This is a genomic window from Pseudoduganella rhizocola (assembly GCF_045984285.3).
In the GTDB taxonomy this organism is placed as follows: domain Bacteria; phylum Pseudomonadota; class Gammaproteobacteria; order Burkholderiales; family Burkholderiaceae_D; genus Rugamonas.
On record NZ_JBJQIK030000001.1, the window covers coordinates 581,425 to 607,316 of the forward strand.

The window sequence follows — 25,892 nt, forward strand, 5'->3', positions numbered from 1 at the left end:
TTACGCAATGGTGCGGACTTCGCCCGCGCCGAACAGGTTGCTGTGGCAGCGGCCGCACAGCGTTGGATGGTCCGCATGCGCGCCCACATCGGCGCGGTAGTGCCAGCAGCGCTCGCACTTGGCTTCCGGCGAAGCCGCCACGGCCACGCGTTCGTCTTCCGCCGACGCGACTTCGACCGCGCGCGCCAGCGAGGTGATGAACACGAACTTCAGGTCATCGCCCAGGCTGGACAGCACCTGGTATTTCTCGCCATGGGCGAAGATGTCGAGCTGCGCCTGCAGCGAGGAGCCGATGGCGCCCGAGGTGCGCAGGTCTTCCAGCTGCTTGGTGACGTCGGCGCGCACCGCGAGGATGGTCGCATACTTCGCCAGCAGCGCGTCCGCGCCCGGCACTTCCGGCAGCTTCCACCAGGTCTGGGTGTAGATGGTTTCATCGCTGGCCGCGTAGGCTTCGGCGCCGGCAAACGAGGACCATGCTTCTTCCACCGTGAAGGACAGCACCGGCGCCAGCATGCGCAGCAGGCTTTGCGTGATGTGCCACAGCGCGGTCTGCGCCGAACGGCGCGCCTTCGAATCCACGGCCGTGGTGTACAGGCGGTCCTTCAGGATGTCGAGGTAGAAGCCGCCCAGGTCTTCCGAGCAGTAGTTCTGCAGCTTGGAGACCACCGGGTGGAACTCGTACTGTTCGTAGTGCTTCTCCACCGAAGCCTGCAGCACGGCCAGGCTGGCCAGCGCGTAGCGGTCGGTTTCCAGCAGCTCGGCCACCGGCACGGCGTTCGCCTTCGGATCGAAGTCCGAGGTGTTCGCCAGCAGGAAGCGCAGGGTGTTGCGCAGGCGGCGGTAGGATTCGGTCACGCGCTTCAGGATCTCGTCCGAGATCGACAGCTCGCCCGTGTAGTCGGTGGAGGCGATCCACAGGCGCAGGATGTCGGCGCCCAGCGTGTCGGAGATTTTCTGCGGCGCCAGCGTGTTGCCCAGCGACTTGGACATCTTCTTGCCTTCGCCATCGACGGTGAAGCCGTGCGTAAGCAGCGCCTTATAGGGCGGACGGCCGTTCAGCATCGAAGAGGTGAGCAGCGAGGAGTGGAACCAGCCGCGGTGCTGGTCCGAGCCTTCCAGGTACAGGTCGGCCGGGAAGTGGGACTGCTCCGCGTGCGAGCCGCGCAGCACGGTCTGGTGCGTGGTGCCGGAATCGAACCACACGTCCAGCGTGTCCTTGTTCTTCTCGTACATGGCGGCTTCATCGCCCAGCAGTTCTTTAGGGTCGAGCGCCAGCCAGGCGTCGATGCCGCCTTTTTCGATGCGCTGCGCCACCTGTTCCAGCAGCTCCTGGGTGCGCGGGTGCAGCTCGCCGGTTTCCTTGTGCACGAAGAAGGCCATCGGCACGCCCCACTGGCGCTGGCGCGACAGGGTCCAGTCCGGACGGTTGGCGATCATGCCGTGCAGGCGGGCCTGGCCCCAGTCAGGGAAGAACTGCGTCTGCGCGATGCCTTCCAGCGCGGTTTCGCGCAGGGTGGCGCCGCCGTCCAGCGGCTGGATGTCCATGCCGGCGAACCATTGCGAGGTGGCGCGGTAGACGATAGGCGTCTTGTGGCGCCAGCAGTGCATGTAGCTGTGGTCGAACATCTTCAGCTCGAACAGGGCGCCTGCTTCGCGCAGCGCTTCGCAGATCGGCTTCGAGGCTTCCCAGATGGTCTGGCCGCCGAACAGGGGCAGGGTGGACGCGTATTTGCCGTCGCCCATCACCGGGGTCAGGATCTCGTCGTCCTTCATGCCGTGCTGGCGGCAGGAGATAAAGTCTTCCAGGCCGTAGGCAGGCGCGGAGTGCACGATGCCGGTGCCGCTGTCGGTGGTCACGTAGTCGGCCAGGTACATCGGCGACAGGCGGTCGTAGAAGGCGTCGCGCGCGTGCAGCGGGTGGCGGAAGGAGATGCCGGCCAGCTTTTCGCCGGTGGTGGTGGCAATCACTTTGCCTTCCAGCTTGTAGCGCTGCAGGCAGGACTCCACCAGGTCCTGCGCCAGGATCAGCAGCAGGGGCGCGCCGTCACGGCTGGTTTCCACCAGCGCATACGTCACTTCCGGATTCGCGTTCAGGGCCTGGTTGGACGGGATGGTCCATGGGGTGGTGGTCCAGATCACGACAAAGCCGTTCTCGGTCGGCAGCTTGTCCAGGCCGAAGGCCGTGGCCAGCTTGCCGAATTCGGCGAACTTGAAGCCCACGTCGATGGCCGGGTCGCGCTTGTCCTGGTATTCCACTTCCGCTTCCGCCAGTGCGGAGCCGCAGTCGAAGCACCAGTTCACCGGCTTCAGGCCGCGGTAGACATAGCCCTTCTCCAGCAGCTTGCCGAGGGAGCGCAGCTCGTCGGCCTCGTTGCGGTAGGCCATGGTCATATATGGGTTGTCCCATTCGCCCAGCACGCCCAGGCGGATGAAGCCCGCGCGCTGGCGGTCGATCTGCTCCAGCGCGTAGGCGCGCGCCTTGGTCAGCACTTCAGCGGTCGGCAGGTTCTTGCCGAACTGCTTTTCGATCTGGATTTCGATCGGCATGCCGTGGCAGTCCCAGCCCGGCACATAAGGCGCGTCGAAGCCGGCCAGGGTGCGCGACTTGACGACGATGTCCTTCAGGATCTTGTTGACGGCGTGGCCCAGGTGGATGTCGCCGTTGGCGTATGGCGGACCATCGTGCAGGATGAATTTCGGGCGGCCCGCGGCAGCCTTGCGCACGCGCTCGTAGATCTTTTTATCTTGCCACTGCCTGACCCAGCCCGGCTCGCGCTTGGCGAGGTCGCCGCGCATCGGGAACGGGGTTTCAGTCATGTTGACCGGGTATTTGCTCTCGGCCTTCTTTGCTTTGTTATCGGACATATCGAATCTTCTTTATCGTGTATCGGTGTGGGTGGCGCTGCGGATGGCGGCACTCAAATTCGGTCGGTGGCGGTGACTGCGCCGCTGCGCTCGCGGAAATACGCGCGCGCCTCCAGCGCATCGCGGTCGATGGCTGCGGTCAGCGTGGGCAGGTCGATGAACTTTTCTTCATCGCGGATCTTTTTCAGGAACTCGACGCGCACGCGCTCGCCGTAGCAGGAGCGGGCGTAGTCGAAGATATGCACTTCCAGCAGCACGCGCCCCGCGTCTTCCACGGTCGGGCGCACGCCCAGGCTGGCCACGGCAGGCAGCGGGCCTTCGGCCAGGCCGTGCACCTGCACGATGAAGATGCCGCCCAGGGCAGGGCGGTGCGGCACGCGCAGGTTCAGCGTGGGGTAGCCGATGGTGCGGCCCAGTTTCGCGCCATGGATCACATGGCCGGAAATCGAATACGGGTGGCCGAGCAGCTGTTCGGCGCGCGTGAAGTCGCCCGCCGCCAGCGCGCTGCGCACGGCGGAGGAGGAAATGCGGATATCGCCGTTCATCACGGTGGGCAAGGTCTCCACCTGGAAGCCGTAGCGCGCACCCGCTTCCTTCAGCATCGCCACATTGCCGGCGCGCCGGGCGCCGTAGCAGAAATCGTCGCCCACCATCAGCCATTTCACATGCAGGCCGTCCACCAGCACGCGCTCGGTGAACTCCTGCGGCGTGAGGGCGGCGAAGCTGTCGCTGAAATGTTCGACGATGACGCGGTCGATGCCGTTATTGGCCAGCGAGCCCAGCTTGTCGCGCAGGTTGGCGATGCGGGGCGGGGCCTTGCTCATATCGCCCATCTTGTGCGCGAAGAACTCGCGCGGATGGGGCTCGAAGGTCATCACGGCCGCTTCCAGGCCCAGCGACGAGGCGGCAGCGCGCACTTGCGCCAGCAGTGCCTGGTGGCCGCGGTGGACGCCGTCGAAATTGCCGATCGTGAGGGCGCAGGGCGCGCGCGCTGCTGCGTTCGGAAGTCCGCGAAATACCTTCATGAGGGGGTGATTCTCTTCTTTCTTTGCCAGAATGCTCGATTATAGCCCGCCCACAAGTAAAAAGCGCCGCCTGCTGGGGGCAGGCGGCGCTTTCCGGGACAAGCCGGAGGGCCGTTATCAGGCGCTAATTGGATTGTTGATGTACAGGATCCAGTAGCGGGCCAGTTCAGCCTCGCCGCCGGTGCCCTTCACCGTTTTCAGGGTGCTGATGGCAGCAGCCTTCTTGCCGGCGCGGTATTGGGCGATGCCGTAGTGCAGCTTCACGGCTTCCTGGTTGCGGGCGGTGCCGAACTTCAGGGCCTGGTCCATCAGCTTCAGGCCTTCGTCGCCCTTGCCGTCGCTCACCAGCGCGAAGCCGATGTTGGCCAGGGTATCGGCGTCCTTGTTGGCGATGGCTTCAGCCTGGTCCTTCTCGGCGCTGGCTTTCTGGTCGTTCTGGGTCTTCACGGCCAGGTCTTTCAGGCGCTGGTGGCGGCCGGCGTCGGTGCCGGTGCCCAGGGCGCCCTTCTTGTAGCCCTGGTCAATGATCTTCAGCGACTCAGGCGCATTGCGTGCCTGCAGGGCCAGCTGGCCCATTTCCATGAATTCGGATGGCTTGGCCAGTTGGCCCAGGGCCAGCTTGAGGCGCATCACGTCCAGGTTCATGGTCGGGGAGAAGCCAGGCTTGCCGACCACGCGGTTCAGCAGGTCAGCCCAGTAGGAAGCCTTCGGATACTGGCCGGCCAGCTTTTCCAGGGTCTGCACATAGCCGGCCTTGTCGTTCTGCTTCAGCTGGATATTGGCCAGCATCTGCAGGTTCTGCTCGGACTGCTTGCCCGAAGCCTGCAGTTCCTTGGCTGCCTCGCCGTATTTGCCGCTGATGTAGTAGGTCTGGATCAGCAGGTCACGCATGGTGCCGTTGTTCGGATTGTCCTTCAGCGCGCGCTGGATCCAGGTAATGGCCTTGTTGTAGTCCTTGGCGCGGTAGTACATGCCGGCCAGCGCTTCGGTGAACTTTGGCTGTTCAGCGTTGGACAGGCGGCCGGAATTGATCACGGCTTCGAAGGCGCGGGCAGCGGTGTCGCTGTCGCCGGCAGCCGCCGCAGCGGATGCGCGCACGCGTTCGATCTGGTATTTCTCGAATTCGGTCTTGCCACCGACAGCGTCGGCTTCCTTCAGTTTTGCCAGGGCTTCCTTGTTCTTGCCGGAGGAGGCCAGGCGTTGTGCTTCCTGCAGCGGTTTGCCCACTTCAGCACGCACGGTATCGGCGGCGTACGCGGCGGGCACCAGGCCTGCCAGGGGAGCTGCGGCGCTAAAGCCAATAGCGGCCATCACCAGGCCGAGATGAGCGAGACGGAACTTGGACATAACTTGGTTTTCTTTCATCAAAAAACGAAATAGGCAGGATAACCTGCCTATCGCGGAAAATAAAGAGCTGTACGTTACTGGAACTGTTCGTTGCCGACCAGACCGATCTTCGTCACGCCCAGGCGCTGGGCCGCAGCCATCACGCCTGCAACTGCGCTGTACTCAACCAGCTTGTTGGGGCGCAGGTGCACCTCAGGCTGGTCAGCTTGCGCTGCGATGTTCATCAGTTTCTGTTCCAGCGTGTTGCGGTCAGGAATAGCCTGGCCGTCCCACAGGATCGTACCGTCAAAGTCCACGTCGATCGTCACGACAACCGGTTCCGTCGTCTGCGGTGGCGGGGTGCCGACCGGCATGTTCAGGTTGACCGAGTGGTTCGCCTTGGGAATCGTGATAATCAACATGATAATGAGCACCAGCATGACGTCAATCAGCGGTGTCATATTCATTTCCATCATTGGTTCCGGATCCGCATTTGCGGCGCTGCCCGAACCGACATTCATACTCATGTGTGTTCCTTTCCTGGATCGCCGCCCCTCGTACAGACAGGGCGGCGGCACCAATTACATCTTGTCAGGCGGTTCGGTGATGAAACCGACCTTCTGGATGCCAGCACGCTGGGTGGTGAAGATCACGCGGCCGATGGACTCGTACTTGGCGTCTTTGTCGCCGCGCACGTGCACTTCAGGCTGCGGCAGCTTCACAGCTTCCACCTTCAGCATGTCGAACAGCTCGTTCGTGTCACGCATCTTTTTCTGGTTCCAATAGATGTCGCCATCCTTGTTCACCACGATGTTGACATTATCCGGCTTCGTCTGGATCGCCTGGTTGATCTCTTCCGGCAGGGAAATTTTCTGCAGTTTGAGAACGACCGGGCTCGTAATCAGGAAGATAATCAGCAGAACCAACATGATGTCCACGAGGGGCGTCGTGTTGATTTCCGACATGACTTGGTCTTCGCCGCTGCTATCAGCAGAGCCTACGGACATCGACATGGTTAATTACCCAATCTTTTTAGCTGCTTTAGCAGCGGAATCAGCGGTCGACATGGCGCCCGAGATCAGCACGGAGTGCACGTCAGCCGAGAAGGTACGGATGTCTTCCATCACGGTCTTGTTACGACGCACCAGCCAGTTGTAGCCCAGAACCGCAGGAACTGCCACTGCCAGACCGAAGGCGGTCATGATCAGCGCTTCACCCACAGGACCTGCCACTTTGTCGATCGATGCGTTACCGGTCATACCGATGTTGGTCAGTGCACCGTAAATACCCCACACGGTACCGAACAGACCGATGAACGGTGCGGTCGAACCCACGGTTGCCAGGAAGGACAGGCCGTCTTGCAGACGGGACTGCACTTTGTCCACTGCGCGCTGGATGGACATGGTCACCCAGGTCGACAGGTCGATTTGTTCCAGCAGGGCGCCGTCGTGGTGCGCGGTTGCCTTGGTGCCGGTTTCAGCGATGAAGCGGAATGGCGAGCCTTCAGCCAGGGTGGTGGTGCCGGCGGCGATCGACGAAGCTTTCCAGAACTTGGCGTTCATGTCTTTAGCTTGACGCATGATCTTCGACTGGTCGATCAGCTTGGTGATGATGATGTACCACGAGCCGATAGACATCAGCGACATGATGATGATGGTGCCACGCGGGACCCAGCCCGATTCCCACACAGCCTTGATGCCGAATGGGTTTTCCACTTCTTCCTTGCCAGCTGGGGCGGCAGCGGCGCCTTCGGCAGCTGGAGCGGCAGCGGCAGCGTCAGCAGCCGGTGCAGCAGCCGTATCCGCTGGGGCAGCGGCCGGGGCTTCGGCAGCAGCCGAGGCAGGAGCGTCAGCCATAGCTGGCGCGCTCACCAGGGCAGATGCTGCGGTCACCGAGAACAGCACAGCGGCCAGTACAGCGGACAAACGGGTATTCTTAAACATGCTTCCTCCAAATTGATAAAATAATCAGTTCGCTGAACGTAACGACAACGAAATTACTAAGTGGGACGGTGTTCTGTCCCGGTTTATTCCAGCGTCCAGACGTACTGCATAGTCATCCACGCCTGTTCCGGCTTGCCATCAACCATGGTTGGTTTGAAGCGGCATTTGCCGATACCAGTCTGTGCTGCCTTATCCAGGTCACGGAAGCCACTCGACTTCTGAACCTTCGATTCCATAACGCGACCGTCGACACCAATCAGGAACTGCAGGGTTACGGTACCCGTTTCTTCGTTACGCAGCGACGACTTTGGCCATTCCGGCTTCGCGCAGGTGCTGAAGTCAGCCACCGCAGGAATACGTACGGATTGGGCCGGTGGTGCTGGCGGTGCAGGCGGAGCCGGCGGGGCCGGGCGCTGCAGTTCGTTCGATGCAGGTTTCACGTTGGTCGCGTTAGCGATCGTGTTCTGCGGTGGCGGCGGCTGCTGAACCTGAACTTCAACCGGAGGAATGAAGGGTGGCGGTGGCGCCTTCATTTCTGGCGGTGGAGGCGGTGGCGGCAGCTCCTTCGGTGGCGGTGGGGCCACTTCTTCGATGATCTTGGTCTCAACAGGCTCGATCATCTTATTGATCATGCGCTTGCCCAGACCCGATACGATCCCGTAAGCAGCCACTACGTGCAAGGCCAATACTACGGCGATGCCGGTATAGTTCTTTTTGCCGCCCTTCCCGTTATCACTAAAATCCATGACTGCTTTCTCCAATACCTACTCTCTTGATACTACTCAAACCCCAAACCGGCGACACAAAGCTACAGCCGCATTCGGGACGTCGGCGAATTATACATACGAATTCTCGAATTTACATAGAAATTTGATCCATAAAAATAGGCTTAAATTTCATGCTCTTAGCGCAACTCCGGAGTGTGCGCTGCACCATTTCGGCGCACACTTTTGGCCCATTCGGGCTCCCATTTGGGGAGCTATGTAGGCAGCTGTCTATTAGTTCCCTGATTCTGTAAAAGGCCGAATATCCATTGCCGGGCAAGCGGTTTTGGAAAAAAAAATTTTGCGCAGTCGTTTGCTAATGCACAACTATTCCAATACCCGCCTTGCAGTTCCAGTATATGCAAAAACCATGCACGGTAGCGCACACATGGTGCCATTCCGGCAATCATGAAATTTCACTACGAAAATTTAGCGGGCAGACAATGTGCGCTAGAAGATCCGGCCGCGTTTTTCGCGGCGGCATTCGAGGGTGCTGACCAGCTGGCCGTCCGGGGTAACGGTGTCCAGGTGCACGTCGAAGCCCCATAGCCGGGCCACGTGCTTCAGCACCTCGTGCGCCTGCTGGTTCAGCGGGCGGCGGTTGAACTGGGTATGGCGCAGGGTCAGCGCGCGGTCATCCCGCGTGTTGACCGACCATACCTGTATATTAGGCTCGCGGTTGCCGAGGTTGTACTGCTCCGCCAGCTGCTGCCGCACGTAGCGGTAGCCCATCTCGTCGTGAATGGCGGAAACCGAAAGTTTCTCGTTCTTGTCGTCATCCAGTACCGCGAAGAAGTGGAAGTCGCGGATCAGGCGCGGCGACAGGTACTGGGCAATGAAGCTCTCGTCCTTGAAGTTGCGCATGGCAAAGTCCAGCGTCTTCTTCCAGTCGCTGCCCGCGATATCGGGGAACCATTCGCGGTCTTCCGCCGTCGGGTTCTCGCAAATGCGGCGAATGTCCTGCATCATCGCGAAACCGAGGGCATAGGGGTTGATGCCATTGTAATAGGGGCTGTGCACCGGCGGCTGGTAGACCACATTGGTATGGCTTTTCAGGAATTCCATCATGAAGCCGTCGCCCACCACGCCCTCGTCGTACAACTGGTTGAGGATGGTGTAGTGCCAGAAGGTGGCCCAGCCCTCGTTCATGACCTGGGTCTGGCGCTGCGGGTAGAAGTACTGCGAGATCTTGCGCACGATGCGCACGATCTCGCGCTGCCAGGGTTCCAGCAGCGGCGCGTACTTCTCTATAAAGTACAGCAGGTTTTCTTCCGGCTCCGGCGGGAAGCGCGGCGCCGGGCGGTTGACTTCCTCCTCCTCGCGCTTCGGCACCGTGCGCCACAGCTCATTGATCTGGGACTGCAGGTATTCCTCGCGCTCCCGCTGCTTCAGCTGTTCCTGGGCCAGCGACAGCTTGGCCGGGCGCTTGTAGCGGTCCACGCCGTAATTCTGGATCGCGTGGCAGGAATCGAGCAGCAGTTCCACCGCGTCGATGCCATGGCGCTGCTCGCATTCCGCGATGTAGTTCTTGGCGAAGACCATATAGTCGACGATGGCGTCCGCATCGGTCCAGGTGCGGAACAGGTAATTCCCCTTGAAGAAGGAATTGTGGCCGTAGGCCGCGTGGGCGATCACCAGCGCCTGCATCGTCAGGCTGTTCTCCTCCATCAGATAGGCGATGCAGGGATTGGAGTTGATCACGATTTCGTAGGCCAGGCCCATCTGCCCGCGCTTGTAGCCCTTTTCGGTGGACAGGAAGTGCTTGCCGAAGGACCAGTGGGCGTAGGACACCGGCATGCCGACCGAGGTATAGGCGTCCATCATTTGCTCGGCCGTAATGATTTCGAGCTGGTTCGGGTAGGTATCGAGGCCGAAGCCCCTGGCCACGCGCTTGATTTCCTCGTGCGCCTGCTCGATCAGCTCGAAGGTCCACTCCGACTGTTCGGGCAGGGCGCGCGGGTGGGGCGGCCGTTTGGTCATCTGGTTCATTATTTGGGCTGCTTCTTGAACAGTTCACGGAACACCGGGTAGATATCGGCCGGCGTCACTATCTTCTGCATCGCAAAGTGGCGGTGCAGCTCGGGAATCTGGGCGTACTGCTCCCACAGGTTCTGCGGCGGGCCGTCGGTGATCTCCACATAGGTGTAGTACTGCACCTTGGGCATGATGGTGTTGGTCAGCAGCTGGCGGCACAGCACCGAGTCGTTGTCCCAGTTGTCGCCGTCCGAGGCCTGGGCCACGTAGCTGTTCCACTGGCCGGCGCCGTAGCGCTCGTCGATGATCTTGTTCAGCAGGTTCAGCGCCGAGGACACCACGGTGCCGCCCGATTCGCGCGAGTGGAAGAATTCGTTCTCGTCCACCTCCAGCGCCGCCGTGTGGTGGCGGATGAAGACCACCTCGATCTTCTCGTACACCCGCTTCAGGAACAGGTAGAGCAGGATGAAGAAGCGCTTGGCCGTGTCCTTGCGCTGCTCGTCCATCGAGCCCGACACGTCCATGATGCAGAACATCACGGCCTGGGTCATCGGCTTCGGAATCTTGATGCGGTTGCTGTAGCGCAGGTCGAAGGGATCGATGAAGGGAATCGCCAGGATGCGCGTATGCAGGTGGTGGATCAGCTTCTTCAGCTCCACCACGCGCGGGTCGGCCAGCGGCACATCGGCCAGCAGCAGCTCTTCCAGTTCGCGCTCCGCTTCCGCCAGCTGCTTGCGCGGCTTGCCGCCCACGGCGATGCGGCGGCCGAGGGCGCCGCGCAGCGAGCGCAGCACGTGGATATTGGACGGCGTGCCGGATACGGTATAGCCGGCGCGCTGGTTCTTGAACTCGACGGTAGCGGTCAGCTGGGTCTTGACCATATGCGGCAGTTCCAGGTCTTCGAAGAAGTAGTTCATGAACTCTTCGCGCGACAGTTCGAAGATGAAGTCATCTTCGGTGGTCTGGTCGCTGTTGCCCGCCTTGCCCTTGCCGGCGCCCCCGCCGCCTTTCGGCCGCGCGATCTGGTCGCCTTTCTGGTATTCCTGGTTGCCCGGGTTAATCACTTCCCACACGCCGCCATGGGCGTGCCCGAAGGAAGGCTCGTTCACGTCCTTGACGGGAATCGAGACTTTCTCGCCATTCTCGATGTCGGTGATGGAGCGGCCCTTGATGGCGCGCCCGACCGCATCCTTGATCTGGCTTTTGTAGCGCCGCAAAAACCGTTCGCGGTTGACCGCTGACTTGTTCTTGCCTTGCAAACGACGGTCGATGAGGTAAGTCAACAATGCCTCCTGTACTGCAATGAATCCGACGGCCGGGCACGGCCGGCAGGCCGCGCCCCTATTATCTCACCGCCAGCTTAGGACGACTTCCTCACACGCAGATACCATTCGCACAGCAGGCGCACCTGCTTGGCGGTATAGCCCTTCTCGACCATGCGCGCCACGAAGTCGGCGTGCTTGTTGGCATCCTCGGCGCTGGCCTTCGCATTGAAGGAGATCACCGGCAGCAGTTCCTCCGTATTCGAGAACATCTTCTTCTCGATCACGGTGCGGAATTTTTCGTAGCTGGTCCAGGCCGGATTCTTGCCGCCGTTATTGGCGCGCGCACGCAGGCCGAAGTTGACGATCTCGTTGCGGAAGTCCTTCGGATTCGAAATGCCGGCCGGCTTCTCGATTTTTTCCAGTTCGCTGTTCAGCGCTTCGCGGTCGAAGCTCTCGCCCGTATCCGGATCGCGGTATTCCTGGTCCTGGATCCAGAAGTCGGCGAAGGTCACGTAGCGGTCGAAGATGTTCTGGCCGTACTCGGAATAGCTTTCCAGGTAGGCGGTCTGGATCTCCTTGCCGATGAAGTCCACATAGCGCTGCGCCAGGTGCTCCTTAATATAGGAGAAGTATTTCTGCTCGGTCTCCGGCGGGAACTGCTCGCGCTCCACCTGCTGCTCCAGCACATACAGCAGGTGCACCGGATTGGCCGCCACCTCGGTGGAATCGAAGTTGAAGACCTTGGACAAAATCTTGAAGGCGAAGCGGGTGGAGAGCCCGTTCATGCCTTCGTCCACGCCCGCATAGTCGGCGTATTCGTGGATCGACTTCGCCTTGGGATCGGTGTCCTTCAGGTTCTCGCCGTCGTAGACCAGCATCTTGCTGAAGATCGAAGAGTTCTCCGGCTCCTTCAGGCGCGACAGGATCGCGAACTGCGCCATCATGCGCAGCGTGCCCGGCGCGCACGGCGCCTCGCTGAGCGAGGAATTGCGCAGCAGCTTGTCGTAGATCTTGATCTCGTCGGTCACGCGCAGGCAGTACGGCACCTTCACGATGTAGATACGGTCGAGGAAAGCCTCGTTATTGCGGTTGTTGCGGAAGCTCTTCCACTCGGACTCGTTGGAGTGGGCCAGCACCACGCCATCGAAGGGAATTGCACCGAAGCCCTCGGTGCCCTTGTAATTGCCCTCCTGCGTGGCCGTCAGCAGCGGATGCAGCACCTTGATCGGCGCCTTGAACATCTCCACGAACTCCATCAGGCCCTGGTTGGCCAGGCACAGGCCGCCGGAATAGCTGTAGGCGTCCGGATCGTCCTGCGCATAGTCTTCCAGCTTGCGGATATCGACCTTGCCGACCAGCGAGGAGATGTCCTGGTTGTTCTCGTCGCCCGGTTCCGTTTTCGATACGGCCACCTGGCGCAGCACCGATGGGTAGCGCTTGACCACGCGGAACTGGTTGATGTCGCCATTGAATTCGTGCAGGCGCTTCACGGCCCACGGGCTCGGGATGCTGCGCAGGTAGCGGCGCGGAATGCCGTAGTCTTCTTCGAGGATGGTGCCGTCTTCCTGTTCGTTGAACAGGCCCAGCGGGGATTCGTTGACCGGCGAGCCTTTGAGGCAATAGAAGGGCACCTGTTCCATCAGGGACTTGAGCTTCTCTGCAATCGACGACTTGCCGCCGCCGACGGGGCCCAGCAGGTAAAGGATCTGCTTGCGTTCTTCCAGGCCTTGCGCGGCGTGGCGGAAATAGGAAACGACCTGTTCGATCACTTCCTCCATGCCGTAGAACTCGCGGAAGGCGGGGTAAATCTTGATGACCTTGTTGGCGAAGATGCGCGACAGACGGGTGTCCGTGCGGGTATCCACCAGGGTCGGCTCGCCGATGGCTGCCAGCATGCGTTCGGCCGCGCTGGCATAGGTCAGCGGGTCTTTCTTGCAAAGCTGCAGATATTCGGAGAGGGACATCTCCTCTTCTTTCGTGCGCTCGTACCGTGATGAGTAGTTGTCAAAAATGGTCATGTGCATGTCCTTTTCGGTAAATCTGCATTCACTGGGTCGGCAGTCATCGCGCGGCTGCTGGCCTGATCCTTGGGTGCTGCTCCTTGTCTGTTATTGTTTTGGTGTGCCAGCTTGCATGCGGCGGCATGGATTGCCCATGCCTCGGAGCTGGCTTTATAGTGGGCGCGCGGAGGGAGGATTCCGGCGTCGGATTGTGTGTGCCGTAACGCTTTCTTACGTCTATGAAATTGATTATTGCTCTAATGGTGCTGGAAGTCAAAAGATTATCCGACACGCGCAAAATTTTTCATAAACCCATGAATCTAAAGGGAAAACCCGCGCACGTTTAACCACACATTTCGCATTATCCACCCAACGTGTTGCCACTTTTTTCACACAGTAGCACGCTTGCAGAAGCCGTGCTGAACACGGCGCAAACCGTGCGCAGTCGCACGCACTGAAAGTCGCTGCGTTCTTGCGCTAAGATGCATGAATTGACCGCGACGGAAGGAAGCCGAATGAACACCCAGCTCCGCCACATTGTGCAGAACATGCCCAAGGCCGAACTGCATATCCACATCGAAGGTTCACTGGAACCGGAACTGATTTTTGCGCTGGCCGAACGCAATGGCGTGGCGCTCTCCTATGCATCGGTGGAGGCGCTGCGCGCGGCCTATGCGTTTACCGACCTGCAGTCATTCCTCGATATCTACTACGCGGGGGCCAGCGTGCTGCTGAAGGAGCGGGACTTCTACGATATGACGGCGGCCTACCTGGCACGCGCGAAAGCCGATCATGTGCGCCATGCCGAAATCTTCTTCGACCCGCAAACGCATACGGTGCGCGGCGTGCCGATGGCCGACGTGATCAACGGCATTCACCGCGCCTGCGCGGACAGCGAGATCAGCGCCAGCCTGATCCTGTGCTTCCTGCGCCACCTGAGCGAAGAGGATGCGCTGGCCACGCTGGACGCGGCCTTGCCCTTCCGCGACAAGTTCATCGGTGTAGGACTCGACTCTTCCGAAGTGGGCCATCCGCCCGAGAAGTTTGCGCGCGTATTTGCGAAGGCGCGCGAGCTCGGCCTGCACCTGGTGGCGCATGCCGGGGAGGAGGGACCGCCCGCCTATATCGAGAGCGCGCTGGATGTGCTGCATGTGGAGCGCATCGACCACGGCGTGCGGGTGCTGGAGGACCCGGCGCTGACGAAGCGTGTGGCGCAGGAGCAGATGGCGCTGACTGTTTGTCCTTTGTCCAATATCAAGCTGCGTGTATTCGATACGATGAAGGACCATAACCTGCTGCAGCTGCTGGATGCGGGACTGGCCGCCACCGTGAACTCGGACGACCCGGCCTATTTCGGCGGCTATATGAACGACAATTTCATCGCAGCTTTCGAAGCGCTGCCGCTCGGCTTGCAGCATGCGCACCAGCTGGCGCGCAACAGCTTCGCCGCCTCCTTCCTCGATGCGCCGGCCAAACAAAAATACCTTGACGAAGTAGATGCTTATTTCGCCGCCTTCAACGTCGTATAACGTCGCACCTGCGGAGGCGGCGGTCCGCCGATGCGGTGCCCAGAGGAGCCTCCGTAGCGCCCCTGGGTTCCCGCCTCCGCGGGGATGACGGGAGAGTATATGTTCCTTCAAGCTCTGAGAATGACCGCGCGCGACTGGCGCGCGGGGCAGTTGCGCTTCCTGCTGGTGGCGCTGGTGGTGGCGGTGGCGGCGCTGTCCGCGGCCGGCTTCTTCATCGACCGCCTGCGTTCCGGCCTGAACCGCGACGCGCACCAGCTGCTGGGCGCGGACCTCGTGGTGAACGCCGACCAGCCGATCAGCGATGCCTGGCGTGCCGAAGCGAAGAAACGCGGCCTGCTGATCGCCGAGACCGTGATCTTCCCCAGCATGGCGCAAGCGGGAGAGGGCGACGCCGCCCAATCCGTGCTCGCTTCGCTGAAGGCCGTGAGCCCCGGCTACCCGCTGCGCGGCGCGCTCAAGATCACCACCGATGCCGCGCAGGCGGGCGACAGCGTAGGCACGCCGGCGAAAGACATCCCGGCACCCGGCACCGTCTGGCTTGACCACAACCTGCTGAGCGGCCTGAATGTGCAGGTCGGCAGCGAGATCCGGCTCGGCGACAAGTCCTTCCGCGTGGCGCAGCTGATCGCCGCCGAACCGGACCGCGGCACCGGCTTCCTGAACTTCGCTCCGCGCGTGCTGATGCCGCTGGCGGACCTGCCAGCGACGAACCTGATCCAGGACGGCTCGCGCGTGAACTACCGCCTGCTGCTGGCGGCACCGGACGCCGCGCGCGCCGGAGCCGTGCGCGAATTCGGCCAGTGGCTGCAGGACACCATCAAAACCGGCAACATCAAGGGTGTGCGCATCGACTCGCTGGAAGACGGCCGCCCGGAAATGCGCGCCACGCTGGACCGCGCTGACCGCTTCCTGTCGCTGGTGGGCCTGCTCTCCGCCATGCTGGCCGCTGTGGCCGTGGCGATGGCCGCGCGCCGCTTCATGATGCGCCACCTGGACGCCTGCGCCATGCTGCGCTGCCTGGGCCTCACCCAGAACCAGGTAACGGCCATCTACCTGACCGAGTTCCTGCTCTTGGGCCTGCTGGGCAGCCTGATTGGCGTGGCAGTCGGCTTCGGCGCGCATTTTGTGCTGCTGGAGATGCTGGGCAAGCTGGTGTCGGTCGAGCTGCCTGCGCCAACCATCATGCCTGCGCTGCAGGGCATCGCGACCGGCATCCTGCTGCTGGCCGGCTTTGCGCTGCCGCCCATCCTGCAGCTGCGCAATGTGCCGCATAACCGCGTTATCCGCCGCGAGCAGGGCGCGCCGCAACCGGCCGCGCTGGCCACCTATGGCCTCGGCTTGGGGGCGTTCACCGTGCTGCTGCTGTGGCAGGCGGGCGATCCCCAGCTGGCGCTGTACACGGCGCTTGGCTTCCTCGGCGCCTTCGGCCTGTTTGCGCTGGTGGGCTGGCTGGGCCTTGCTTCGCTGAAGCCGCTGCGTGGCCTGGTGAATCACCAGGGCTGGCGCTTTGCCGTCACTTCGCTGCAACGCCGCCCCGGCGCCACAGTGGTGCAGGTGGTGTCGCTGGCGCTGGGTCTGATGGCGCTGCTGCTGCTGACGGTGGTGCGCGGCGACCTGATGACGGCCTGGCGCAAGGCCACGCCGCCCGACGCACCGAACCATTTCGTGATCAATATCCAGCCGGACCAGAAAGACGCGATCGCGCAGCGCCTGGCGCAGGCCGGCGTGAAAGACGTTCCGCTGTACCCGATGATACGCGGCCGCCTGGTGGCGGTGAACGGCAACGCTGTCACGGCGGATACCTACACCGAAGACCGCGCACGCGGCCTCGCGTCGCGCGAATTCAACCTGTCCACCATGGACGAACTGCCGGCGCAGAACAAGATCGTGCAGGGCGCCTGGTACCGCGACGCACCGGGCGTGGCCGAAGCTTCGGTGGAAGAAGGGCTGGCGCGAACGCTGCGCCTGAAGCTGGGCGACACCATGCGCTTCGATATCGCAGGCTCCATGGTGGAGGCGAAGATCACCAGCCTGCGCAAGCTGGACTGGGAATCGATGCGGGTGAACTTCTTCGTCATCATCAATCCGGCGGCCATGGCAGACACGCCGCAGACCTGGATTACCTCATTCCACCTGCCCAGGGAGTCGGCCGGCACGGGCAGTGCGCTGTCGCGCGCCTTCCCCAATCTCACGGTGGTGGATGTGGGCACCGTGCTGCGCCAGATCCAGGCGGTGCTGGACCAGGTGATTCAGGCGGTGGAATTCCTGTTCGCCTTCACGCTCGCCTCCGGCCTGCTGGTGCTGTATGCCGCGCTGATGGGATCGCAGGACGAGCGCACACGGGAAGCTGGCCTGCTGCGCGCATTGGGCGCCACCCGGCGCCAGTTGTCGCAGGCGCAGCTGATCGAGTTCCTGCTGGTTGGTTCGCTGGCAGGCCTGCTGGCTGCGACCGGCGCGGCAGCGATGGGCTGGGCGCTCGCCACCTTCCGCTTCGAGTTTGAATGGACCTTCAATCCGGGCGTATGGTTCGCCGGCCTGGCCGTGGGCGCGCTGTGCGCAATTGCGGGCGGCTGGCTGGGACTGCGCAATGTGCTGAAGCAGCCGCCGCTTCAGACCCTGCGCGAAGCCTGACGTTCGCCCTCAAGGAACTCCTTGAAGGCATAGACGGGCGATGCCAGATAGTGGTCCGGCACGTCGAACAGCGCCCAGTACCAGGTCTCGCGTCCCTCGCAGACCTGGGGCGCTGCGCAGTAGCGGTGCCACTGGTCGCCGACGGCGGCGGAGTACATGCCGTCCGCGCCCGGCTGGCTGAAGAAGGGCACCACGCGGCGTTCGCGCAGCGCTTCCAGCAGCGACGAAGGCGCGTCGTTGTCGCGCGCCATCTCGTAGTGCGAGCACATGCTCTTTGCGGTTTCGATCACCATCATCTTCGCGCGGCCGTAGCTGTCGAAGAACAGCACGCCGGTGGGGCCGTGGAACAGGTAGTGCTCCACCAGCCCGTGTTCCTTGCGCACCTGCTGGATAACGGCTGCCATGGCAGGGCAGCGCAGGAAGCCGTAATCATGCAGCGACAGCAGCTCGCACAAGGTTTCCGAATGCTTGAAAAAGAAGGCGCGCTGCATGGCCTCGATTTCCTGTTCGAGCCGGTCCAGCGCATCCTCCGCGCTTTTGCTGATATAGCGGTCGATCAGGCCGCGGTTGAAGGCATCGACCGCTATCTTTTCATCCGCCGCGCCGGTGAACAGGATCTTCTTGCAAGGGATGCCGTGCAGGGCTTCGCAGAACTGCACGCCGTTCATCTGCGGCATGGAATAGTCCACCACCAGCACCGAGGGGATCGAAAAGCGCTGGCGCTGGCTGCTCACATGGAAGATGCGCCGCACATCGACTGCCACATTGCGCTGGTCCGAAGTCGGGTTCAGGACGTCCAGGTTCACTTCCAGCGGCAGTTCGCTGCGCCGGGCGCTGGCGCGGAACCAGTTGAGGGCTTCCGTCGTGTCGTGAAAGGTCTTGCTGGCCAGGCCGGGATCGAGCTGGAATACCACGCTTTGCAGGAAGGAGTCGCTGTCGTCGACCAGCACCGTGGTCGTTGGATGGCTCAGAACTGGCAGTTTCATTGGGCACCTGAACGGGGAAATTCCAGCACGAAGATAGCATAGGCGCTTTCGCGCGAAACACAACGTATATTCGCATGCCAGGCATGCATGATCTGGTGGCACAGCGCGAGGCCGATGCCGTTGCCGTTTTGCGGAGGGTGGGCGTAGAAGCGGCGGAAGATCAGCGGCATGCGGCGCGGCGATATGCCGCAGGCGGTATCGATAAAGAGCAGGCGCGGGATGGCGTGGCCGCCATCGACCACGATGCGCACGCGGCCCTTGCCTGCGCGCTGTATCGCCTTCATGGCATTGCGCAGCAGGTTCAGCAGCACCACCACGGCCAGTTCCTCCTGGCCGGGAAAGCGGAAATTGCGGCGCACTTCCACGCTCACCTTTGCCGCGTGCACCGGGTCGCGGAAGGGATAGCGCCGCATGGCGGCATGTACGGCATTGGCCATGGACACGGTTTCGATCGGGGCCAGGCGCGTGGGCGGCGTGCTGGCGTTCACCAGGAACATATCGATCAGGTGGTTCATGCAGCGCACCTCATACTGGATGCGCGTCATCGCCAGCCTGATCTGGTCGCGCTGCGGCGTGCAGCCGTCATCCGCATCGCGCAGCAGGCGGGTGAGGCCGCGCACATTGGCTTCCACGCTGGCCAGCGGCGTGCGCATCTCGTGCGCCACCGTGCCCAGGCCCTCGCGCAGGCCGCTCAGTTTCTGGCGCTCCAGGGCATTGCGGCCCATGCGCAGCGCGCTGAGCGTGGCAAGCAGGAAGGCGTGCACCGGCAGCTGCTCCAGCACCGGGTAGGACAGCAGCATGGCGCCGCGCTGCCGGGCGATCACGCACAGCACGGCGCAGCAGGTGCCGGCCAGCCAGGCCGGCAAGGCAATGCGGTACTCGAACTGGAACAGCGCGATCAGCGCCACCATCAGGCACTGCGCCCAGATGTGGGAGCCGCCGTTCATCACGAACATATAGGTGCAGAAGAAGGGCAGGTAGTACATGGCCGCGAGCGCAACGTACAGCTTGCGCCAGAACCGGTCCGCGTGCACGGCGGCAAAGCCGAGCAGCCCGATGGCGGTGCCCACGGCGCGGGCAGCGAAGTCTTCGTAAGGCTGCGGGAACAGCTCGGAGAATATCCAGTAATACAGCGGAAAACCGGCCGCGCCGAACCAGGCCAGCAGGATCACGCGCAGGGCGCCGGGATTGGCCTCATGGCGGCCCGGCGCGAGGGTGGCGAACAGGCGGCGGGAACGGTGGCTCCAGGCGGGATCGGGCGCGAAACGCATGGCAGTAGCGGTGGGCTGTGGGAATGCCTATGGTGCAAGCAAACCCGTCCGTCTTGCGCGGAATCGTCACGAAGTTTGATCTTGATCAATACCAGTGCTCGCGCTGCGTTATGATGGCGTCTATGACTGAATCTCGCACTCTCTACGATGTGATCGGCGGCGAAACTGTCGTGCGCGCGATGGTGGACCGTTTTTACGACCTGATGGAACTCGAACCGGAGTTCGCGGGCATCCGCGCCCTGCATCCGCCCTCGACCGACGGCTCGCGCGACAAGCTGTTCTGGTTCCTCAGCGGCTGGATGGGCGGGCCGGACCTGTACCAGGAACAGTTCGGCCATCCGCGCCTGCGCATGCGCCACATGCCTTTCGGCGTGGGCACCAGCGAACGCGACCAGTGGCTGCGCGCCATGGCCTGGGCCATGGAAGACGTTGGCATCGAAGAAGAGCTGCGGCTGCGCCTCATGCAGTCCTTCTTCCAGACCGCCGACTGGATGCGCAACAAGGCCGACTGACGATGGAACTGATCATCCTGATTGGCCTGGTGGCGCTCGTGCTGGTGCTGCAGGTAGTCCAGCTGCTGCGCAGCCGTGCGGCGGGCGATGGCGGCATGGCCGAGCGCCTCGAACGCGTGGAGCGTGAAGTGCGCATGCAGCTGCAGGCCACGGCGCAGGCGCAGCGCCAGGAGATGGGGCACACCCTGTCGCAGGCGCATGCGGCCACGCTGCAGCAGCTGGACAGCATGCGGCGCCAGATCGAAGGGCTCACCGAATCGAATGCGCGGCGCATGGCCGAAGTGCGCGCCACGCTGGAAGGGCGCATCCGCGAACTGCAGGCCGATAACGGCGCGCGGCTGGAAGAGATGCGCAAGACGGTGGACGAAAAACTGCACGCCACGCTGGAAACGCGTCTCAGCGAATCCTTCAAACAGGTCTCCGAAAGGCTGGAGCGCGTGCACCAGGGCCTGGGCGAAATGCAGCAGCTGGCGCTGGGCGTGGGCGACCTGAAGCGCGTGCTGACCAATGTGAAAACGCGCGGCACCTGGGGCGAAGTGCAGCTCGAAATGCTGCTGGAGCAGGTGCTCACGCCGGAGCAGTATGCAAAAAACGTGGAAACGGTGGCCGGATCCAATGCGCGCGTGGAGTTCGCACTGAAGCTGCCGGGCCAGAAGGAAGGCGGCGCGCCGGTATGGATGCCGATCGACGCCAAGTTCCCGAAAGAGCAGTACGAGCGCCTGCTGGAGGCGGCGGAACTGGCCGACGCCGAAGGCCTGGCCCAGGCCGGCCGCGAGCTGGAACGCGCGGTGCGGCTGGAAGCGAAGACCATCGCCGAAAAATACCTGGCGCCGCCGCAGACCACCGACTTCGCCATCATGTTCCTGCCGACCGAAGGGCTGTATGCCGAAGTGATGCGCCGTCCCGGCCTGGCGGACGAGCTGCAGCGCCTCTGCCGCATCAGCATCGCCGGGCCATCGACGCTGTCCGCGCTGCTCAACAGCCTGCAGATGGGTTTCCGCACGCTGGCGCTGGAAAAGCGCTCTTCCGAAGTATGGGAAGTGCTGGGCGCGGTGAAAACCGAGTTCGCGAAATTCGGCGACGTGCTGGCGGCGACGCGCACCACGCTGGAACGCGCCGCGCGCAATATCGAGAACGCCGAAGTGCGCAGCCGCCAGATGGCGCGCAAGCTCAAGTCGGTGGAAGCCCTGCCCGCCGAAGCCGCCCAGCTGCTGCTGGGCCAGGAGCCCGATCCCGAAGAATAATTGGGGACGGACCCTCTTTATTATTTGGCGCTGATCGCCCTACGCCCAATAATAAAGAGGGTCCGTCCCCAATTAGACTAAGCCGTCGAAGCGGAGGATGTCGACCATGTCGCCGGGCGATACGCCGGCCTGCTCGTAGTCCGGGATGACCATGAATAATTGGGGACGGACCCTCTTTATTATTTGGCGCCGATCGCCCTACGCTGAATAATAAAGAGGGTCCGTCCCCAATTTATACAAGGCCGTCGAAGAGAAGGATATCGACCATGTCCCCGGGCGATACTCCGGCCTGCTCGTCGTGCAGGATGACCATGCAGTTGGCCTCGGCCATCGAGCGCAGGATGCCGGAGCCTTGCGAGCCCGTGATGCGCACTTCGCGCTGGCCGTCCGCGCCCACCGACAGGATGCCGCGCTGGTATTCCGTGCGGCCCGGCTTCTTGCGGATGGCGCTTTGCGAGCGCACGCGCAGCAGCTGGTCTTCCACCGCCTCGGCCCCCATCATGCGCAGCAGCGCATGCCGAGCGAAGAAGTAGAAAGTGACCATCACCGCCACCGGATTGCCCGGCAGCCCGAACAGGAAGGCGCTGCGCCCGTTCGAGCTGATTTTGCCGAAGGCCATGGGGCGGCCGGGGCGCATGCCGATGGTCCAGAAGGTGACGTCGCCCAGCGTGGCCATGATCTGTTTGGTGTAATCCGCCGCGCCCACCGATACCCCGCCGGAGGTGATGATGGCGTCCGCGCTTTCGCAGGCGCTGCGCAGTGCTGCTTCCAGCGAAGCGGGATCGTCCTTCACAATGCCCATGTCGATGATGTCGCAGCCCAGGCGTGTGAGCATGCCGTACAGCGTGTAGCGGTTGCTGTCGTAGACGCAGCCTTCATCGAGCCCCTGGCCGATGGAGCGCAGTTCGTCCCCGGTGGAGAAGAAGGCCACCCGCAGCCTGCGCTGCACCGGCACTTCGACAATGCCCAGCGACGCGACCAGGCCGAGGTGGGCCGGGCGGATGATGACGCCCTTGCGCAGCGCGGGGCTGCCAGCCTTCAGGTCTTCGCCCTTGAAGCGCCGGTTGTCGCCGGTGCGGATGCTGCCGGGTTTGACCGTGACCGTGCTGCCTGTGATGTCCAGCGCGTGCTCCTGCGGCAGCACGGTGTCGCAGCCCGCGGGCATCACGCCGCCCGTCATGATGCGCACGCACTGGCCTGCGGCCGGAACCAGGTCCGACGGGCGTCCCGCGTAGACCGTGCCGATGATCTCGAACTGCGTCGGCGTATCCGCGTTCAGCAGCGCGCCGGCGAAGGCAAAGCCGTCCATCGCGGAGTTGTCGTGGGCCGGAACGTTGATGGGGGAGATGATGTCCTCTGCCAGCACGCGGTCCAGCGCCGCGCGCAGCGCGACCTTTTCCACCGTCTGCACCGGCTGGATGAACTCGCGGATGATGCCCTGTGCCTGCTTCACCGGCACCGCATTCGGATCGTAATCCGACAGGCAGCTCACCACATCCTTCAGCGTGGCCTTGCCGGCCGCCGCTTCTTCCTGCTGCAGTTCGGTCAGGGTATTGATGTTGCGGAAGGCCGCAGCATCGCTGAACATCACTTCGGCTACCTTGATGGCCTTGTACCAGCCGTCCATGCGCCGCGCGCCGGTGGCCAGGTAGGCATCCAGGTGCGGTTTGGCGGAGACCTTCATCAGCGCGAACACGGGATGCTGCTGCTTGTGCGCGGCGCCCGATTCGTCCGCTTCCATGGTGGCGGCTACGGCCAGGTCGGCATCCTGCGCTTCCATCGCTTCATACAGGCGCTGCACCAGGTCCGCCGGCAGGAAGGGTGAATCGCATGGCGCCGTCACCAGCAGCTCCGTCTTGCAGTGATTGAGGCCCGTCTGCAGGCCTGCCAGCGGGCCTTCGAAGCCCTTGAGCTCATCCGGCAGCACCGGCACGCCTAGCGCTTCGTATTGCGGAAGATTGCGGTTGGCGTTGATGGCCACCTGCGCCACCTGCGGCGTCAGTTTCTGCAGTACGTGCGAGGCGAGCGTGCCGCCGCGGAAGGGCTGCAGGCCCTTGTCCACACGGCCCATGCGGGTGCCGCGTCCACCGGCCAGTATCAGTGCGCTGACTTTCTGCTTGAGCGTCAATCTATCCCCCAATATAGGACATCTCGACTTTGCGCTCGCTGCCATGCGCAAGGCCGTCGGTGTTGATGGTGCGAAGTTCGGAATAGCGGTCACTGCGCCCGCGCCAGATCTGGGCGATGGCGCCGGACAGTTCGGCGTCGCTGTGGCCGTCGCGCAGCAGGGCGCGCAGGTCGTGCCCTTGCGTGGCGAACAGGCAGGTATATAGCTTGCCTTCGGTGGAGAGGCGGGCGCGCGAGCAGTCGCTGCAGAAGGCTTGCGTCACGCTGGAGATCACGCCGATCTCGCCGCCGCCGTCCACATAGCGCCAGCGTTCGGCGGTCTCGCCCGTGTAATTCGGATCGGCCTGCACCAGCGGCATTTCGGCGCCGATGCGGCGCACCACTTCGGCGGACGGAATCACGTCCTTCATGTTCCAGCCATTCGATGCGCCGACATCCATGAATTCGATGAAGCGCAGGATATAGGGCGAGCCCTTGAAGTGGCGTGCCATCGGCACGATTTCCTGGTCGTTCATGCCGCCTTTCACCACCATGTTGACCTTGATGGGGCCGAGACCCACGCTGTGCGCCGCGTCGATCCCGTGCAGCACGTCGGCCACGGCGAAGTCCACGTCGTTCATGCGCTTGAAGGTGGCGTCGTCCAGCGAATCGAGCGACACGGTCACGCGCTGCAGGCCCGCGTCCTTCAGCGACCGGGCCTTGCGTGCGAGCAGGGAGCCGTTGGTGGTGAGGGTCAGGTCGAGCGGCTTGCCGTGCACCGTGCGCAGGCCGGCCAGCATCTCGATCAGTTTCTCGATGTTCTTGCGCAGCAGCGGTTCGCCGCCGGTGAGGCGGATCTTCTCCACGCCGTGTTCAACGAAGCTGCGCGCAATGCGGGTGATCTCTTCGAAGGTAAGCAGCGAGGAATGCGGCAGGTACTGGTAGTCCTTGTCGAACACTTCCTTCGGCATGCAGTAGACGCAGCGGAAGTTGCAGCGGTCGGTGATGGAGATGCGCAGGTCGTGCAGGGGACGAGCGAGGGCATCGGATAACAATCCGTTCGGCGCCTCGGGCGCAGCAGGGATGGACGGTTTCCTGTCTCGTTCCTGCTTGAGCAGGATGATTCGTTCGGTCATTTCGATACGATATCACTTTAGCGCGAGGCCCACCAATGCGCTGGCAGCCAGCAAGGTGATGGTGCCGGTCTGATAACGCATGAGGGCCACGCAGCCTGCCGCCGACATGGCGACGGCGATCCAGTCCCAGCCTGCGCCAGTGCGGAACACGTGCAGGCCGAAGAACAGGGCCAGGCTGGCGATCACGCCCACCACGGCGGCCGAAATGGCCGTGAGCGGCGCCGTCATGCGGATATTGCCGCGCGTGGCCTCGACCAGGGGCCCGCCTGCCAGGATGAAGATAAAGGAGGGCACGAAGGTGAACCAGGCGGCGACGAAGGCGCCTGCCATGCCGCCCACTGCGGGGCTGAGGCCCAGCACCTCGTGCGTCCAGCCGCCGACGAAGCCGACGAAGGCCACCACCATGATCAGCGGGCCGGGCGTGGTTTCGCCCAGTGCGAGGCCGTCGATCATTTGCCCGGGCGTGAGCCAGTGGAAGCTGTCCACCGCGCCCTGGTAGACGTAGGGGAGCACGGCGTAGGCGCCGCCGAAGGTCAGCATGGCGGCCTTGGTGAAGAGCCAGCCCATTTGCGCCAGCGGGTTGCGGATGCCCGTGAGTGTGGCCAGCAGCAGCCAGGCGCCGCCCATCAGGACGATGCCTGTTGCCGTGGTGAGCACGAGCTTGCGAGGGCTGAAGCGGGCGTGCGGCGGGGTGGGCGTGTCGTCGTCGATCAGGGCCGGGCCATAGTGTGCGTTGCCTTGGGCTGCTGCACCGCCGGGGCGGAAGTACTCGGGCCAGCGGCGGGCGCCCAGCCACCCTGCCAGCGCCGCCGCCGCGACCACCGCAGGGAAGGGCGCTTTCAGGGCGATGGCAGTGAATGACAGCGCCGCCATGCCGGCCAGCACGCCGTTGCGCAGCGTGCGCTTGCCGATGCGCCATGCGGCGGCGATGACGATGGCCACCACCGCCGGCTTGAAGCCGTAGAGGACGGCGGCAATGGCGGGAACGTGGCCGTAGGCGAGGTAGACCCAGGCCAGTGCCGTGATCAGCAGCAGGGAAGGCAGCAGGAACAGCAGGCCCGCAATCACTCCGCCGCGCACGCGGTGCAGCAGCCAGCCGATGTAGATGGCGAGCTGCGTAGCTTCGGGGCCGGGCAGCAGCATGCAATAGTTCAGGGCGTGCAGGAAGCGGTGTTCGGAGATCCAGCGGCGGCGCTCCACCAGTTCGCGGTGCATCATGGCGATCTGCCCGGCCGGGCCGCCGAAACTGATGAAGCCGAGTTTAAGCCAGTAGAGGAAGGCGGTGCGAAGGGTCATGGTGCGAATAATAAAAAAG

The 25,892-nt window shown here is 63.0% G+C and carries 19 protein-coding genes; 4 read left to right on the forward strand and 15 right to left on the reverse strand.

Going from position 1 to position 25,892, the window contains the following annotated elements; genetic code table 11:
- The 10 genes from ileS to ACJRPG_RS02770 form a co-directional block, all read right to left on the reverse strand.
- Window positions 1-2,865 (reverse strand): isoleucine--tRNA ligase, encoded by a 2,865-nt coding sequence (ileS, locus tag ACJRPG_RS02725; protein ID WP_407998504.1) that lies wholly within the window; start codon window positions 2,863-2,865, stop codon window positions 1-3.
- A gap of 53 nt (window positions 2,866-2,918) precedes the next feature.
- Window positions 2,919-3,890 carry a bifunctional riboflavin kinase/FAD synthetase gene (locus ACJRPG_RS02730; RefSeq protein WP_407998505.1) on the reverse strand — a complete coding sequence of 324 codons (972 nt, stop codon included), beginning with the start codon at window positions 3,888-3,890 and terminating at the stop codon, window positions 2,919-2,921.
- Window positions 3,891-4,007: 117 nt separating this feature from the next.
- Window positions 4,008-5,237: a tetratricopeptide repeat protein gene (locus ACJRPG_RS02735; RefSeq protein ID WP_407998506.1), complete on the reverse strand. Its 1,230-nt coding sequence runs from the start codon at window positions 5,235-5,237 to the stop codon at window positions 4,008-4,010.
- Between the two features lie 74 nt (window positions 5,238-5,311).
- Window positions 5,312-5,743 carry an ExbD/TolR family protein gene (locus ACJRPG_RS02740; RefSeq protein ID WP_407998507.1) on the reverse strand — a complete coding sequence of 144 codons (432 nt, stop codon included), beginning with the start codon at window positions 5,741-5,743 and terminating at the stop codon, window positions 5,312-5,314.
- A gap of 54 nt (window positions 5,744-5,797) precedes the next feature.
- Window positions 5,798-6,229, reverse strand: a complete 432-nt coding sequence (locus ACJRPG_RS02745) for an ExbD/TolR family protein (RefSeq protein ID WP_407998508.1) — start codon at window positions 6,227-6,229, stop codon at window positions 5,798-5,800.
- A gap of 6 nt (window positions 6,230-6,235) precedes the next feature.
- Complete coding sequence (locus tag ACJRPG_RS02750; protein WP_407998509.1) at window positions 6,236-7,159, reverse strand: MotA/TolQ/ExbB proton channel family protein; 924 nt, start codon at window positions 7,157-7,159, stop codon at window positions 6,236-6,238.
- 83 nt (window positions 7,160-7,242) lie between these two features.
- Window positions 7,243-7,905 carry an energy transducer TonB gene (locus tag ACJRPG_RS02755; protein ID WP_407998668.1) on the reverse strand — a complete coding sequence of 221 codons (663 nt, stop codon included), beginning with the start codon at window positions 7,903-7,905 and terminating at the stop codon, window positions 7,243-7,245.
- Between the two features lie 468 nt (window positions 7,906-8,373).
- Window positions 8,374-9,912 (reverse strand): SpoVR family protein, encoded by a 1,539-nt coding sequence (locus ACJRPG_RS02760; RefSeq protein WP_407998510.1) that lies wholly within the window; start codon window positions 9,910-9,912, stop codon window positions 8,374-8,376.
- Entirely contained in the window at window positions 9,912-11,180 is a 1,269-nt protein-coding gene (locus tag ACJRPG_RS02765) for a YeaH/YhbH family protein (protein ID WP_407998511.1), read from the reverse strand. Before ACJRPG_RS02765 ends, ACJRPG_RS02760 begins: the two co-directional genes overlap by 1 nt.
- 77 nt (window positions 11,181-11,257) lie before the next feature.
- Complete coding sequence (locus tag ACJRPG_RS02770; RefSeq protein ID WP_407998512.1) at window positions 11,258-13,180, reverse strand: PrkA family serine protein kinase; 1,923 nt, start codon at window positions 13,178-13,180, stop codon at window positions 11,258-11,260.
- Between the two features lie 497 nt (window positions 13,181-13,677).
- Here ACJRPG_RS02770 and ACJRPG_RS02775 point away from each other — a divergent pair, with 497 nt between their 5' ends.
- Both ACJRPG_RS02775 and ACJRPG_RS02780 read left to right on the forward strand, forming a co-directional pair.
- Window positions 13,678-14,691, forward strand: coding sequence for an adenosine deaminase (locus tag ACJRPG_RS02775; protein ID WP_407998513.1), 1,014 nt, complete (start codon window positions 13,678-13,680; stop codon window positions 14,689-14,691).
- A 99-nt stretch (window positions 14,692-14,790) separates the two neighbouring features.
- On the forward strand, window positions 14,791-17,322 hold the full coding sequence (locus ACJRPG_RS02780) for an ABC transporter permease (protein ID WP_407998514.1): 2,532 nt from the start codon (window positions 14,791-14,793) through the stop codon (window positions 17,320-17,322).
- Here ACJRPG_RS02780 and ACJRPG_RS02785 read toward each other — a convergent pair.
- Both ACJRPG_RS02785 and ACJRPG_RS02790 read right to left on the reverse strand, forming a co-directional pair.
- Window positions 17,301-18,308, reverse strand: a complete 1,008-nt coding sequence (locus ACJRPG_RS02785) for a response regulator (RefSeq protein WP_407998515.1) — start codon at window positions 18,306-18,308, stop codon at window positions 17,301-17,303. The two genes, ACJRPG_RS02780 and ACJRPG_RS02785, sit on opposite strands and share 22 nt — an antisense overlap.
- Window positions 18,305-19,579 (reverse strand): sensor histidine kinase, encoded by a 1,275-nt coding sequence (locus tag ACJRPG_RS02790; RefSeq protein ID WP_407998516.1) that lies wholly within the window; start codon window positions 19,577-19,579, stop codon window positions 18,305-18,307. Before ACJRPG_RS02790 ends, ACJRPG_RS02785 begins: the two co-directional genes overlap by 4 nt.
- A gap of 113 nt (window positions 19,580-19,692) precedes the next feature.
- Here ACJRPG_RS02790 and ACJRPG_RS02795 point away from each other — a divergent pair, with 113 nt between their 5' ends.
- The gene (locus ACJRPG_RS02795) at window positions 19,693-20,091 is read left to right on the forward strand and encodes a group II truncated hemoglobin (protein WP_407998669.1); all 399 of its coding nucleotides are present in this window, start codon (window positions 19,693-19,695) and stop codon (window positions 20,089-20,091) included.
- A gap of 2 nt (window positions 20,092-20,093) precedes the next feature.
- Window positions 20,094-21,335, forward strand: a complete 1,242-nt coding sequence (locus tag ACJRPG_RS02800; RefSeq protein ID WP_407998517.1) for a DNA recombination protein RmuC — start codon at window positions 20,094-20,096, stop codon at window positions 21,333-21,335.
- A 232-nt stretch (window positions 21,336-21,567) separates the two neighbouring features.
- Here ACJRPG_RS02800 and moeA read toward each other — a convergent pair whose 3' ends face one another.
- From moeA to chrA, 3 genes are read right to left on the reverse strand one after another with little or no spacing between them, the layout of a single operon-like run.
- A complete protein-coding gene (gene moeA / locus ACJRPG_RS02805; RefSeq protein ID WP_407998518.1) occupies window positions 21,568-23,463 on the reverse strand; it encodes a molybdopterin molybdotransferase MoeA in 1,896 nt (631 codons plus the stop codon).
- A 1-nt stretch (window position 23,464) separates the two neighbouring features.
- Window positions 23,465-24,577, reverse strand: a complete 1,113-nt coding sequence (moaA, locus tag ACJRPG_RS02810) for a GTP 3',8-cyclase MoaA (protein ID WP_407998519.1) — start codon at window positions 24,575-24,577, stop codon at window positions 23,465-23,467.
- A 12-nt stretch (window positions 24,578-24,589) separates the two neighbouring features.
- Window positions 24,590-25,873, reverse strand: coding sequence for a chromate efflux transporter (chrA, locus tag ACJRPG_RS02815; protein ID WP_407998520.1), 1,284 nt, complete (start codon window positions 25,871-25,873; stop codon window positions 24,590-24,592).
- Window positions 25,874-25,892: the final 19 nt, after the last annotated feature.